This window comes from Cyclobacterium salsum, assembly GCF_010119245.1.
In the GTDB taxonomy this organism is placed as follows: Bacteria; Bacteroidota; Bacteroidia; order Cytophagales; family Cyclobacteriaceae; genus Cyclobacterium; species Cyclobacterium salsum.
Genome location: NZ_WNKG01000011.1, coordinates 186,179 through 200,402 on the forward strand (window position 1 = coordinate 186,179; position 14,224 = coordinate 200,402).

General features: G+C 46.2%; 15 protein-coding genes. 6 read left to right on the forward strand and 9 right to left on the reverse strand.

Annotated features, from left to right (window positions below; translation table 11 throughout):
• Positions 1-5 precede the first annotated feature (5 nt).
• A complete protein-coding gene (locus GJS45_RS19135) occupies positions 6-365 on the reverse strand; it encodes a magnesium citrate secondary transporter (protein WP_162343479.1) in 360 nt (119 codons plus the stop codon).
• Positions 365-649 carry a hypothetical protein gene (locus tag GJS45_RS19140; protein WP_162343480.1) on the reverse strand — a complete coding sequence of 95 codons (285 nt, stop codon included), beginning with the start codon at positions 647-649 and terminating at the stop codon, positions 365-367. The genes GJS45_RS19135 and GJS45_RS19140 overlap by 1 nt, the downstream gene beginning before the upstream one ends.
• 121 nt (positions 650-770) lie before the next feature.
• Here GJS45_RS19140 and GJS45_RS19145 point away from each other — a divergent pair, with 121 nt between their 5' ends.
• The 3 genes from GJS45_RS19145 (at position 771) to guaB (ending at position 4,240) form a co-directional block, all read left to right on the forward strand.
• Positions 771-1,961 (forward strand): RsmB/NOP family class I SAM-dependent RNA methyltransferase, encoded by a 1,191-nt coding sequence (locus tag GJS45_RS19145; protein ID WP_162343481.1) that lies wholly within the window; start codon positions 771-773, stop codon positions 1,959-1,961.
• Positions 1,958-2,659, forward strand: coding sequence for an SGNH/GDSL hydrolase family protein (locus GJS45_RS19150; protein WP_162343482.1), 702 nt, complete (start codon positions 1,958-1,960; stop codon positions 2,657-2,659). The genes GJS45_RS19145 and GJS45_RS19150 overlap by 4 nt, the downstream gene beginning before the upstream one ends.
• 102 nt (positions 2,660-2,761) lie before the next feature.
• Complete coding sequence (gene guaB, locus GJS45_RS19155) at positions 2,762-4,240, forward strand: IMP dehydrogenase (protein WP_162343483.1); 1,479 nt, start codon at positions 2,762-2,764, stop codon at positions 4,238-4,240.
• 90 nt (positions 4,241-4,330) lie between these two features.
• Here the strand turns inward: guaB and GJS45_RS19160 are convergent, their stop codons facing one another.
• From GJS45_RS19160 to GJS45_RS19175, 4 genes are read right to left on the reverse strand one after another with little or no spacing between them, the layout of a single operon-like run.
• Positions 4,331-4,894, reverse strand: coding sequence for an FKBP-type peptidyl-prolyl cis-trans isomerase (locus GJS45_RS19160; RefSeq protein WP_162343484.1), 564 nt, complete (start codon positions 4,892-4,894; stop codon positions 4,331-4,333).
• Between the two features lie 17 nt (positions 4,895-4,911).
• Positions 4,912-5,460, reverse strand: coding sequence for an FKBP-type peptidyl-prolyl cis-trans isomerase (locus tag GJS45_RS19165; RefSeq protein ID WP_235954871.1), 549 nt, complete (start codon positions 5,458-5,460; stop codon positions 4,912-4,914).
• Between the two features lie 54 nt (positions 5,461-5,514).
• The gene (locus GJS45_RS19170) at positions 5,515-6,447 is read right to left on the reverse strand and encodes an FKBP-type peptidyl-prolyl cis-trans isomerase (protein ID WP_162343485.1); all 933 of its coding nucleotides are present in this window, start codon (positions 6,445-6,447) and stop codon (positions 5,515-5,517) included.
• Complete coding sequence (locus GJS45_RS19175; RefSeq protein WP_162343486.1) at positions 6,431-7,480, reverse strand: DHH family phosphoesterase; 1,050 nt, start codon at positions 7,478-7,480, stop codon at positions 6,431-6,433. The genes GJS45_RS19170 and GJS45_RS19175 overlap by 17 nt, the downstream gene beginning before the upstream one ends.
• A 179-nt stretch (positions 7,481-7,659) precedes the next feature.
• Here GJS45_RS19175 and GJS45_RS19180 point away from each other — a divergent pair, with 179 nt between their 5' ends.
• Together GJS45_RS19180 and GJS45_RS19185 are read left to right on the forward strand one after the other, a co-directional pair.
• On the forward strand, positions 7,660-8,082 hold the full coding sequence (locus GJS45_RS19180; protein ID WP_162343487.1) for a nucleoside-diphosphate kinase: 423 nt from the start codon (positions 7,660-7,662) through the stop codon (positions 8,080-8,082).
• Between the two features lie 188 nt (positions 8,083-8,270).
• Positions 8,271-9,599, forward strand: coding sequence for a glycoside hydrolase family 140 protein (locus tag GJS45_RS19185; protein WP_394366603.1), 1,329 nt, complete (start codon positions 8,271-8,273; stop codon positions 9,597-9,599).
• 56 nt (positions 9,600-9,655) lie between these two features.
• Here the strand turns inward: GJS45_RS19185 and GJS45_RS19190 are convergent, their stop codons facing one another.
• From GJS45_RS19190 to GJS45_RS19200, 3 genes are all read right to left on the reverse strand, one after another.
• Entirely contained in the window at positions 9,656-9,895 is a 240-nt protein-coding gene (locus tag GJS45_RS19190) for a Kazal-type serine protease inhibitor family protein (RefSeq protein WP_317165116.1), read from the reverse strand.
• 74 nt (positions 9,896-9,969) lie between these two features.
• Entirely contained in the window at positions 9,970-11,028 is a 1,059-nt protein-coding gene (locus GJS45_RS19195) for a lysylphosphatidylglycerol synthase transmembrane domain-containing protein (RefSeq protein WP_162343488.1), read from the reverse strand.
• Entirely contained in the window at positions 11,025-11,780 is a 756-nt protein-coding gene (locus GJS45_RS19200; protein ID WP_162343489.1) for a segregation and condensation protein A, read from the reverse strand. Before GJS45_RS19200 ends, GJS45_RS19195 begins: the two co-directional genes overlap by 4 nt.
• Before the next feature lie 182 nt (positions 11,781-11,962).
• Between GJS45_RS19200 and dxs the strand changes: the two genes are divergently transcribed.
• Positions 11,963-13,888, forward strand: a complete 1,926-nt coding sequence (gene dxs / locus GJS45_RS19205; protein ID WP_162343490.1) for a 1-deoxy-D-xylulose-5-phosphate synthase — start codon at positions 11,963-11,965, stop codon at positions 13,886-13,888.
• Positions 13,889-14,224: the final 336 nt, after the last annotated feature.

Sequence of the window (14,224 nt, forward strand, 5' to 3'; positions counted from 1 at the left end):
TACGATTAGTTTCTAGTTCGATTGATCAAAAAATAAAAATACACCGATCCGATGAAATAGCAGCCAACATCCCAGAGATCAGCGGTGTACCGGTCTGACCAGCGGGGCAGCAAGTATTCAAAAATCAAGCTTACATACAGCCAGCCCGCCAAGACCTGTACCGGCGAGAAAACCAATTGCGCTTTAAGGGGGTGAATCCATCGGTAAAACTGTAGCGTCAAACCCAGAATGACGGGCATTGCCAGCAGGTCATCCCAATAACTATGAATGAAAGGCAAGTAAACCTCTTCGATCCGTTCCAGGTACTGGTTGACCCAAAACAACAAGACGGGCAGCAGAAAGTAGGGGTTTTTGTAAACAGGCATTATCCGGGCAAAGCGGCAATTAACCAGGCAAGAAACGTGATGATGGCAATGTAGATGGTATAAAAGAAATTGCCCACCTTTTTCATGTTTTTCACGAACGTACTATCGGTCTCCTTAATATAAAAAACCCATTGTTCCTCATTGGCTTTTTTTTGCGCCGCTCTTTTTTCCTGATACTCCAGGTCGGTGCCTCCTAATGGTTTTCCGCAATGGGTACAGCGATCCGATAAATTCTGGTTCCAATCAGACCATTTCCCGCAATGAGGGCATTTTTTCTCTCCCATAGCTCCAAAAATACCAAATTTCGAGCAAAAACAAAGTATGAGATCCGGATCTCCATCCTGACAGATCCCGTTTTCCCCGGTATTAATTGCCTATATTTGCATAAAAGTAGCTAAAAAACTTATGAAGCTTTTTCCAAACACGGTAAATGGTGTCGTCAGGGCACTGGAAGAAATTTTTGACCAGCATCACTTTGCCGACAAAGTGATTGAGCGTGTATTAAAATCAAATCCCAAATGGGGAGCCCGGGATCGGGCTTTTATTGCCGAAAGCGTCTACGAGATCGTCCGCTGGAAACGACTGGTGGAATACCTGAGTCCGGGAGCTGATTATTACCAGTGGTTTGGAACTTATTGGGTAATGCAGGGCAACATTTTGCCGGATTGGCGGGAATTCAAAGGAATCAACCCACAAGCAATCCATCGCAAAAAGGAAAAAATAACCCAACGAACCTTGCTTCAGTCCATACCGGACTGGATGGACCAGATGGGACAGGAGCAGCTTGGAGAAAAGTGGGAACAAGAAATTAACAGCCTGAACCAGGTCGCCGAAGTTGTGCTGCGGGTAAATACCTTGAAAACCAGCCGATCCAGGCTGAGGGAACAATTGGAGGAGTTGGGAATCAGCAGCTACCCGGCAAGTGGCTACCCGGATGCATTGATCCTGAAAGAAAGAAAAAATGTTTTCCGCACGCCCTTGTTTAAGGAAGGACACTTTGAAGTGCAGGATGCCTCTTCCCAGCTGGTCGCCATGGCCCTGGAAGCCCAGCCCGGTATGCGGGTCATTGATGCCTGCGCCGGAGCCGGGGGAAAATCCCTGCACCTGGCTGCGCTTATGGAAAACAAGGGAAGGATCGTATCCATGGACCTGGAGGCCTGGAAACTAAAAAACACCAAACTCAGGGCAAGGCGGGCCGGAGTTTCGGTCATCGAAACCAAAACCATAGAGGGCAGCAAAACGATAAAAAGGTTACGTGAGAGTGCCGATCGCCTGCTTTTAGACGTGCCTTGTTCGGGACTAGGGGTCTTGAAGCGGAATCCGGATACCAAATGGAAATTAAGTCCCGAATCCATTGCTGCCGTACAGGCAATCCAAAAAGACATTCTATCCCAATACCCTTCCATGTTAAAGCCGGGAGGAATCCTGGTCTATGCCACCTGCAGCATTTTGCCTTCGGAAAACAACCTTCAGGTGCAAGCCTTTTTACAAAGTCCGGAAGGAAAATCATTTGAATTGCTGGAAGAAACGCAACTGCTTTCGCAGGAGTCCGGATTTGACGGATTCTATATTGCCAAAATGAAAAAGAAGGCATGATTCGATTCGCATTGATAGGGGGACTTCTACTGGTTGGGGTAATCAGCTGCCAACCCGATGAAGCAAGACCCATTGACTTGCGGCGGGTGCTAGTCATCGGGAACAGCATTACCTATCACCCTCCCGACCAGGCTATAGGTTGGAACGCTGATTGGGGAATGGCGGCTAATGCCCCTGACAAAGACTATTTCTCCAGGCTTGAGGACAGTCTTAAAAACCATTTTCCAGGACTTCAGATGATTCGTAAAAATGTATTTCCTTTTGAGCGGCAGTTTGCCAGCTTGGATTTTTCTCAGTATAGCCAACTCCGGGAGTTTAATGCTGATCTGTTAATAATACGGCTTGGAGAAAACATCCCGCTCGAGGATTTAAGAGACAGAAACCTTTCAGAGGGATTGCAAAAATTTAGCACTTACCTGACTTCCGGTAACGCCCGGGTCATCATCACCAGCACCTTTTGGCCCAATCCCCTGGTCAATGCGCAGCTATCTCATTCGGCTGAAAGTCAGGGTTGGGAATTTGTGGAGCTATCGGATCTGGGTCAGCAAACAGAATATATGGCACTTGATGAATTCGAGAATGAGAGCGTCGCTCGTCATCCCAACAACCTGGGTATGGAGACCATCTCCAGGCGAATTATCCAGCAGATCCTCAAAAATAGGGTAAGCCCTATCCCCAAACAAAATTCCATGAAATAGTAAGATCTGAGAGAAAAATAACATTTTTTTCCCTTATCTATTGATCTGCATGTCAAAAACATTGTATCTTTGACGGGCAAATAGGGTTACTAACCATTTGCCATGAATCCGAACACAGATAAATTCCTCTTCGAAGCACTCACCTATGATGACGTGCTTCTGGTACCCGGATATTCCGAGGTGCTCCCACGAAATACCAATACTTCCACACAACTTACACGGAATATTCGACTGCAAATTCCGCTGACATCGTCCGCAATGGATACGGTCACCGAGGCGGAGATGGCCATTGCCATCGCACTGGAGGGTGGATTGGGCTTTGTTCACAAAAACATGTCCATCGAAAAGCAAGCTGCCCAAGTTCGGAAAGTAAAACGGTCCCAAAGTGGTATGATCCTGGATCCCATTACCCTGAACATTGATGCGCTTGTCAGGGATGCCGAGGCGATCATGAGCGAATACAATATTGGGGGCATACCAGTCGTCGATGAAAACCGCTACCTCAAGGGAATCATTACCAACCGCGACCTGCGCTTTATCAAAGACATGAATCGTCCCGTTCGGGAAATCATGACCAAGGGCAATCTTTTTACCGCTAAAGCAGGGATTACACTGGAACAGGCGGAAGAGATACTTCAGGAATATAAAATTGAAAAACTCCCCATTGTAGATGAGGAGTACAAATTGACCGGGCTGATTACTTACAAAGACATTCTCAAAAGGAAAGACAAACCCAATGCCTGTAAAGATGAATTTGGCAGGTTGCGCGTAGGAGCAGCAGTAGGCGTGACTTCGGATATCGTCGAAAGGGTAGAAGCACTGAAAATTGCCGGCGTCGACGTGGTTTCCATTGATACGGCTCACGGACATTCCAAGGGCGTGATCGAAACCTGCAAAAAAATCAAAGCGGCCTTTCCTGATTTAGAAGTAATCGTTGGAAACATTGCGACGGCGGAAGCGGCCACAGCACTGGCGGATGCGGGCGCGGATGCAGTGAAAGTCGGAGTAGGTCCGGGAAGTATCTGTACCACACGCGTGATTGCAGGCGTAGGCATGCCGCAGTTGTCTGCGGTTATGGAATGCGCTGGGGTTTTGAAAGACAGGGGAATTCCGGTGATTGCCGACGGCGGCATCCGATATTCGGGGGATGTAGTAAAAGCCCTGGCTGCCGGAGCAAGTTCGGTAATGATCGGGTCTATCCTGGCAGGAACAGAAGAAGCCCCTGGGGAGATCATCATCTTTGAAGGCAGGAAATTCAAGTCTTACCGGGGTATGGGCTCACTGGAAGCCATGGAATCCGGATCCAAAGACCGGTATTTTCAGGATGCTGAAGACAATATCAAAAAGCTGGTGCCGGAAGGAATCATCGGACGAGTTGCTTTCAAAGGCCTGGTTTCTGAAGTCCTTTACCAGCTCGTTGGCGGTTTGCAGGCGGGCATGGGTTATTGCGGAACAGCCACCATTCAAGACCTGAAAGATAAGGCCAAATTTGTAAAGATTACCGCTGCCGGTGCCAGGGAGTCACATCCACATGATGTCAGCATCACCCGGGAAGCACCGAACTATAGTGCTAAAATGTAGGTTTAAAGCGAATTCATTAGCTATATAAAATAAAAAACCCGGATAAACCGGGTTTTTTTTATGTTACTGCTATTGCCTGTCAACGGGTCATTAGTCCAATCCCAGAAATTCTACATCAAAAACCAACACCGAATTAGCCGGCACACGGAGTACGTTTTCATTATCCTGATATCCGTAGGGAGACGGGATGATGATGGTACCTTTGGCACCACTCCTCAGTCGTTTGAAGCCCATACTAAAACCCTGAATAGCACCCCCCTGACTCGCTGGCACATCCACGAAAAACGAGAAGATGTCGTAATTCCGTTCTTCATCATAGATATCATTCTCAATGGCCACATCTTCGAGGTTGGAATCAAATACGGAACCGTCCAGTAAGTAGCCGGTATAATTGGCGTACACCACATTCCCTGCGGTGGGGCGGGAACCCTCTCCTTCCTCCGTCACGATCACCACCACTCCCGAGGGATCATGGATTCGATACAGACTATCATAGGGGGCTGTTTCCAGGTACTCCGCTATAATTTCCCGGTCGATCGCCAGGTTTGCCTCCCGATCGTATACCGGACCGCCAAACTGGCCTAACTGATCGTCACAAGAAAAACCAAACAGGACGATAAAAAAAATGCAAGTGATTTTCGAAACGTTTATCATTGATTGTATATCTGTAATTAAGGTTGATAGGGTCGTACTTCGACCAGATCAAGTTCAAAAACCAATACCGAATTGGCTGGAATGGGCCCATTGGACTGACTTCCGTAAGCATAGGAGGAAGGGATCAGGGCAATGGCTTTTTCTCCTTCTTTCATCTGAGAAAGGGACCAATGCCATCCATTGATGACGTTGGACATTCCCAATATCACTTCGAACGGCTCGTAGGTCCGGTTCGGGTTGAAAACATCGTTCTCCTGTGCTACTTGTTCAAGGGAGGTATCGAACACTGTACCGTCCAGCAACATGCCGGTATAATTGACGGCCAGGGTATCCCTAACCTCAGGCAGTTCCTCCGATTCAACCTCCTCAGTAAGGAATAAAAGCTCAATCCCGGTTTGTTCTATGGTTTCCCTTCGGGTATACTCTGTCTCTACCGTTTGAATGTACTCTTCTATTTTCTGAAGGTCCTGCTCAAAAACGACATCCAGATTTTCCTCATCGGAAATACAAGATGAAACCGTACCCAAGACTGGTATCAGTGCCAAAATAAAGGTGCTTTTTCTCATATTCGTACAACTATGGTTTAGTCGGTGTATTTCCTGATTCCGGCGTTTACCGGATTATTGCTTTTCTACATCTGTCACTTCTACATCAAACACCAAAATGGAATTGGGTACGATGACGGCACCACGCTGACTGGGTCCATAGGCTAGTGGAGAGGGAATCAGAAATTTGGCCTTTGCACCTTCTTTCAAAAGCTGCAATCCTTCATCCCAACCTGGGATGACCATTCCTTCTCCCACATTGAAGCTAAATGGCTCGTAGGGCCTGTTTTCGTCGTAGGTATTTGCTTCTCTGGCTTTGCTTTCCACGCTGGTATCAAAAACGGTCCCGTCCAGCACATAGCCTGTATAGTCCACAGAAATCTTATCTCCTTGTTCCACCTGCGGTCCATTACCTTCTTCCTCTATGACGTAAAAAAGACCTGATTCTGTCCTGTTGGCATCCAAATTATTTTCTTCTATATAGGCTTCCAATGCAGATACATCTTCTTCTAACTGAACTCCAGCCTGTTCCGTTTGCTTCTTTTGCTGTTCGGCTACCAGATCGTTGAAATAATCTTCAAAAACCTCCTCTTCCAGCACATTGATAACCCCAATATTAATAGTGACCATCTCCTCATTATCCAAAAATGGGGGCACGCCTCCACCGGCAGCAAATATTTGTTCTGCAGTAGCGGTAATGACAATACTATCTCCATTATTCAGGTTAAGGAATATTTCATCTATTCCTGATTTGGCTTCCGCAGAGTCCAAATGCTGCAAATAGGGAGGAACCGGCTGGTCATAACTGGAGATAAACAGAGAGTCGCTTCCTGTTTTTGCAGTAAAGTGATAGACCACAAATTCGCCGTCCTGAGTCTTATCGTCACCTTGTTCTACGTAGGTATATTCGATTCCATCTGAGGTGGTTTCTGTCTTCTCGCAAGAATACAACAGGGTGCTGCCTGCAAGCACCATGGCACCTAAAACTAAATTATTGATTTTTTTCATCGACTAATGCTAATTGATTAAATAAGATTTGTTTATTTTCTTTTACTAATTTTTCGAATCGTTTCTGGGTATCTTCCAGCGACAGGCTGGAAATTCCCCCCGAGGCATTCTTATGCCCTCCTCCATCAAAATAGGTGGCTGCAAACTTATTGATGGCCACTTCTTCCGTAGAACGAAAGGAGATTTTGACGCCGTCTTTCCTTTCGGTAAACAAAGCTGCAATTTTGATTCCATCCAGGGAGAGTGCGTAATTAACCAAGCCCTCCGTATCCCCGGTCTGCGACTGGTATTTTCGCAGGTCTTTTTTACTGATCCCAAAGTAGGCGGTGTTTAGCTCCGGTAAAATGGTCAACCGCCTGGTCAATGCAAAACCTAGAAATTTAAGCCGGTTGACGGAATAAGTATCGTAAATCAGCCGGGAAATTTTGGAATTGTCGGCCCCCAAACCAATAAGTTCTGCCGTAACCAAGTGAACATTCTTGGTGGTATTCGGGTGTCGGAATCCCCCCGTGTCGGTCATGATTCCCGAGTACAGGCATTCTGCCATATCCTGATCGATTAATTCCTTATCGCCGACTTTGACTATTAAATCGTACAACAACTCGCAGGTGGCAGCGGCTTTGGTACTGGAAAAGCTAAAGTCAGCAAAATCCTCCGGGTCCTGGTGATGATCAATATTGACCTTATAGGCATCGGAATCTTTTACTGCCTCTTCCATTCCCTGCAAACGACCGAGATTGGAAAAATCCAGACAAAAAAGGATATCCGCTTTCCCGATCAGACTCCTGGCTTCATCCACCTGTTGCTTGTCCTCAAAATTAATGACCTCATCGTTTCCTTTCATCCAATGAAGGAAAGAAGGATAATCGGAGGGGGTGACAACAGTGACCTGATGCTTTTTCTTCTTCAGGTACAAGGCCAGGGCCAATGAAGAGCCAAGGGCATCTGCGTCAGGTTTATGATGGGTGGTGATAATGATTCTTTTGGACGAAGCGGATGAAATCTGTTCTTTAAATAGATCTAATTTCTGCATGTGTAATTTTTGACTACCGTATTTTTAAAAACACGGACGACAAAGTTCTGTATAATTTTCTGAAATTCCCAATGGGAATTCCACGGGCTCAGGTAGTTTATTGGGAAATGAATCCATTCTTTCGGTCTTTCAGAGAAAAGACGTAATTTCGCCAGCGAATCAAATAATTCTACTCGTTTATGGCTACCAACAGAACCTTTACCATGATCAAACCGGATGCTTTTGGCGCAGGAAACTCCGGTGCAATTTTAGAGATGATTGAAGCCGCCGGTTTTCAAATTATCGCACTAAAAGCCACCCGACTCACCGAAGCACTTGCCGCTGAATTCTACCTGGTACACAAGGAGCGCCCCTTTTACGCGGATTTATGCCGGTACATGTCCTCAGGCCCCATCATTGCGGCCATTTTGGAAAAAAACAATGCGGTGGCAGATTTCAGATCCCTTATCGGTGCAACCAACCCCGAAAACGCCGCTGAGGGAACCATCCGGAAACGCTTTGCTACCTCCATAGAAGCGAATGCCATTCACGGCTCTGATTCGGATGAAAATGCCCTTATTGAAGGCAATTTCTTTTTTAATGCCTTCGAACATCAGGGGTAAATCTTTCTCCCTTCCTTCTGGAAACGCCAGCTAAGGAAGGGAGAAATTTTATGATTTTTTAACATTATCCCCGAATGGGGCACTTTATTTTTCAGATTCGCCTGGATATTTTTATCTTGCCTGGTACCCATTTCCTCCCCGCAATGACTTCAAAACCCATCCTGGTATTCCTTCTTGCTTTCTTTTCGATGTATGCTGCCTACGGACAGGCTTCTTTGCCCCGATTGAAGGTAGCAGAAAATAAACGGTTTCTGGTCACCGAGAATGGTGAACCGTTTTTCTGGATGGCAGACACGGCCTGGGAACTCTTCCACCGCTGTGATCGGGAAGAAGCCGCCCATTACTTGAAAAAGCGGGCTGAACAGGGATTCAACATGGTACAGGCTGTAGCCCTTGCGGAGATTGACGGCCTCAATAGTCCCAACCCTTATGGAGAAACTCCCTTGATCGATAACGATCCCTGCCAGCCCAATCCGGCTTATTTTTCACATGTGGATTCCATCGTACAAATGGCTGCGGAGCAGGGCATCTATGTCGCTCTGTTGCCTACCTGGGGCGATAAGGTGTTTACCAATTCCTGGGGAAAGGGTCCGGAAGTCTTTACCGAGGAAAATGCCAAGGCTTTTGGCCATTGGATCGGCAACCGGTATAAAGATCAATCCCACATCATCTGGGTCTTAGGAGGCGACCGTAATCCACGAGCCAAAAGCGCTGATGAGGCCATCTGGCGAGCGCTTGCCGCTGGGATTAGTGAAGGAATAGGAGGTCTGGACAAGGCCTTGATGACCTTTCACCCCCAACCCACAGGACCAGGTGGCTCCAGTAACTGGTTTCATAATGACGAATGGCTGGATTTCAACATGCACCAAACCGGACATTGTGCTAACCAAGCTACTTACAAAAAAATCGGTCACGATTATGCCTTAAAACCGGTAAAACCTACCCTGGATGGCGAACCCCTTTATGAAGACCATCCCAATTGCTTCAACGCCAAAGAGCTCGGATACAGTATTGCGGAAGATATCCGCAGGATCATGTACTGGAATGTATTCGCAGGTGCCTTCGGGCAATCCTACGGCTGTCACGATGTATGGCAGATGTTTACCACCGAAAGAGAGGGAATAAATGGCCCATTGAGACCCTGGAAAGAAGCCTTGGACCTGCCCATGGCCAATCAGGTCAAACACTTGAAAAACCTGATGCTCAGCAGGCCATTCCTGACCCGCATCCCGGCACAGGAGATGATTACCAGTACTCAAGAAGATAACGAGCATTATGTAATCGCCACCCGGGACAGTGAGGGAAGCTATGCCATGGTCTATTTTCCAACTGGAAAAACGGTTACCTTGAATTCAGGAAAGTTATCCGGAAACCTCTTGCAAATCAATTGGTATGACCCAAGAACAGGTAATTCCTATTTGGGTGCAACGATAGAGAAGTCAGGTAAAATGGAGATTTCACCTCCTACCTCGGGAGGAAAAGGACACGATTGGGTACTTATTTTGGATGCCGAATAGGTTTCTGAATACACCCATCAGTCAGTGAAAAATTCACCAACAAAGGAAATTTCTGTTTAGTCACAATTACCCTTTGACCAGCTTTTCAGCCCTGCCTGCCTTGCAGAGCAGGCATTCCCATAGGTCTTTCCATCACAACCACATACAGGGATGTACTCCATGGTGCAAATTCCTTCAGGATTGATTTTATCAGGATCGATGCAGCTTGTTTCCACAACTCCGCTAGGTTGTACTTCCTCACATTGAAACCCCATTGCTAAAATCAATCCAAGTGCGAAGACCGCCTTTTTCATCATTTATTTTTTTTATACGCCACTAACTTAATGCTGAGACGGAATAAATCATCAAAACGCCACAAAGAGAAGCCCTTTTATTCATTGGTCTTCTTTTTGAAAAACACCTGCCGGATCCAGCGTGGCAAAAATATTGCCCCTAAAAGCAGGTAGGGATAATACGAAAACACCCGCCAGAGAATACTGGTAACAAAGGTGTAACCGGTCAGAAATTCATTGAAGAACTGGGCAAAGAAAAATTCCGCCGTGCCACTGCTCCCGGGGGTCGGACTGATCATCATCACGATCCACATGATAATTTGCCGGGCGAAAATGACCACATGCTCGAACATGCTGAGACTTTCGTAGGCCGATATTAACGCATTGAGCATAAAATAACGCGAGGACCAGATGAAAATCGTGGTTACGATAATGAGCAGCCAGTACTTCAGGTTTTTCCCTCTAAATTCTTTGCTGGCTTCAATGATTTGGTCTCCGTAATTATTCGCTTCGTATTTCCACTTTTTCAACCAGCGAATGGAAAATAATTTCAATAATATCCATTTAAACACCCGTGGCCGGTAAAACAATGCCAGTGCCATCAATAAGGAATACAGGGTATAAAGCGAATAACTCACCCAGAAAAGGTACTCCAGACTATTTCCCAGGCGCATTTCAAGCACCCTGCTATCGGGAAAGATATACCCCTGCGCCAGAAAAAGGATTATCGGCGCGCCCAGCACAAAGAACAGGTTGTCCATAATGGCGGTCAGCATGGTAAAGGCGAGGGCCTTGCCCAGTGGAATGCCTTCTTTATGAAGAATAAACACCGCCACTGCAGTACCGCCTACGATCGAAGGAGTTACGGCCGAGGCAAATTCCCAAAGGATGATTACATAGATGGCCCGACTCCAGCTAAGGTGCTTATTGGTGATTTCGCGTATCCGGAATACGTAGCCCGCGTCTCGAAGAAAAATAAACACCAGTGCCAGCATTATTGACCAAAAGGAAGCGTCAAATACACCCCTCAGGGTTTGGGCATTGACAGTCGGATCCATGTAAAACATAAGAAACACAATCCCTATCCCAATCAATACAGGAACCCAAACCTTATTTGGATTTAAGGTTTTAAAAATTTCCCTATTGTCTAATTTCATAAGTCTTCTACAGGTATGGCTTCCAGTTTTTCAACCCAAAAATTATTAAATCCCTCGCCGATTTTTATCGTCACCATGGCAAGCTGAAGCAATTCAAGAATGGCTAAAAAGGTGTAAATCACAAAAATCTTATCTGGCTTGTAATTAATAAAGTCAGAAAATGGAATTCTAGGCTTCTCATTTAGTTTATCCAGCACCAGGGTTTTCTGTTGCTCAATGGTATAGGGATATTGGATCACGGTATGCTTGGTTTCATCGCTTCTGTGCGCATATTTTGTGAGCACTTTTTGATATACCTTTAATAGTCGGTACAGGTCAAGGTCCTGTAATTCGGCATCTACCTGGTCTGTTTTTGTTAGCTCCTTCAATTCGGAAACGACATTGCCTCTGTCAAAACGGCTCATGCGTTGTTCTTCCATCGTCGCCAGTTCGCCGATCACGGATTTGTACTTTTTGTACTCCAATAAATGCCTGATTAGCTCCTCCCGAGGGTCGATTTCCTCCCCGTCTTCATTGAACTCCGGCCTGGGCAGCAGCATTTTGGATTTTATTTTCATCAATGTGGCTGCGAAAAGGATAAATTCGCTGGCGACTTCGATCTCCATTTTCTCCAGTTGGTGGATGTAATCCAAAAAATCACGGGTGATTTTGGAAATGGGAATATCGTAAACGTCCAGCTCATCCCTTTCGATAAAAAAGAGCATCAGGTCAAACGGCCCCTCAAATAAAGGTAATTTGATTTCAAAACTCACTGGATACGATTATTTTTTGTTATTTTTGCACTTCTTATTGAGTTCAAAGGTATCATATATCTTTCTAATTCAATAGGCATCTGAATAATTTCCCTCATGGCATGGTGGCCTGAATAATTATTGGTAATATTAAACAATCTACTGCCACCGGGGTTATAAATTTTTATAAAGAAAAGCGGCATATGCAAATAGAACCTGGAAAATTACTCAGGGAAATCCATAATCCGGAAGACCTAAAAAACCTCAGTAAAGACCAATTGGTTCAAATCTGTGATGAGCTGAGGCAATTTATCATCGATCATGTTTCCGTGTATGGAGGACATTTCGGTGCCGGTTTGGGGGTAGTGGAAATGACGGTCGCCTTGCATTATGTATTAAACACTCCCGATGACCAGCTGGTATGGGATGTAGGACATCAGGCCTACGGGCACAAAATTCTTACCGGCAGAAGGGATGAATTTCATACCAACAGGCTTTATAAAGGCCTTTCCGGTTTTCCAAAACGTAAAGAAAGTCCTTATGATGCGTTTGGCGTAGGTCACTCCAGCACCTCCATCTCGGCAGCCTTGGGAATGGCCATGGCCTCCAAATACAAAGGGGAGGACAAAAGACAGCATGTTGCCGTTATTGGTGACGGCGCCATGACCGGAGGAATGGCTTTTGAAGCCATGAATCATGCCGGTGTATCGGATACCAACCTGCTAATCATTCTGAATGACAATTGCATGTCCATAGACCCCAACGTCGGGGCATTAAAAGATTACCTGACCGATATTACTACCTCCCATACCTATAACAAGGTCCGGGATGAAGTATGGAGTCTACTGGGCAAAATCAGCAAATTCGGTTTCAGTGCCCAGGACGTGGTCTCCAAAGTAGAAGGCGCCATTAAATCCACACTGCTCCAACAGAGTAATTTATTTGAGTCCCTGAACCTTCGGTATTTCGGACCGGTAGACGGGCATGATGTCAATCACCTGGTAGAAATTCTGAATGATCTGAAAGACATACCGGGGCCAAAAATTCTGCATTGCATTACCGTGAAAGGGAAGGGTTTTGCTCCTGCTGAAAAAGACCAAACCAAGTGGCATGCCCCCGGAAAATTTGATAAAATTACCGGGGAAATTTCCAAAAAAATCCCCACCAGTCCACAAGCGCCCAAGTACCAGGATGTTTTTGGGCACACCCTGGTAGAACTAGCCGGACAAAATGAAAAAATTGTAGGCGTAACTCCAGCCATGCCTTCCGGATCGTCCATGAACATTATGATGAAGGCCTTTCCGGAAAGGTCTTTTGACGTAGGCATCGCCGAACAACACGCTGTTACCTTTTCAGCCGGCTTGGCAACCCAGGGGCTTACGCCTTTTTGCAATATTTACAGCACGTTTATGCAACGGGCCTATGATCAGGTGATCCATGACGTATGCCTTCAAAACCTGCCGGTAGTGTTTTGCCTGGACCGGGCCGGTTTTGCCGGAGCCGATGGCCCCACGCACCATGGTGCCTACGATTTGGCCTTCTTCCGGTGCCTGCCCAATCTGGTGGTCAGTGCTCCGATGAACGAAGAGGAGCTCCGAAACCTCATGTTTTCAGCCTCCGAGTACAGCGGCCCCTATTCCATCCGGTATCCAAGGGGCCAAGGCGTGATGCCCGACTGGAAACAGCCGCTTCAAAAAATACCTACCGGGCAAGGCAGAATTGTGAAGGAAGGAAAAGACCTGGCCCTATTGAGCATTGGCCACGTAGGCAATTACGCCGTTGAGGCGGCGGCAAAACTTCAGGCCAAAGGCATCGACATGGCGCATTACGACATGCGATTTGTAAAGCCATTGGATGAGGCCTTGCTTCAGGAGGTTTTCAGTAAATTCGACAAGGTTATTACCATCGAAGACGGCTGTCTGATGGGGGGATTTGGCAGTGCCGTCCTGGAATGGATGGTGGACCACGGCTACCAGGCCAGAGTAAAAAGACTGGGAATACCTGATGAGGTCATTGAGCACGGAGAGCAAATTGAATTGCATCGCGAATGTGGGTTTGATCCCGATGGCATTATTGCCGCTGCAAAAGAAATGCTCGGAACGACCGTTTCGGAAAAGTTGAAGTACTAAAGGCTGGATGATGATGTGTTTTTTGCAACTCATTGGACCACATCTGTAGACGGAATGTCAACGGGGTGAAGATAGGTTGAACGAACAAAAAGGGAAGCCACAAAGCGCACAAAGGTTGCACGAAGAACACAAAGTAGTATTAAAAAAAGCTCCCTGCCTTTTTGTATGTCTTTGAATCATTTGCGGCAAGAATACTGATTAATGTTCCAAAGATGCTAGACACAAAGCCGACAAAGGAAACACAAATGGCAAGAAGTGTTCATTAAGAAAACCTTTGAGCCCTCCTATGTTGAAAAGCAAACAAAACAGCTAAAATTCCACATACTTTTCCATTCT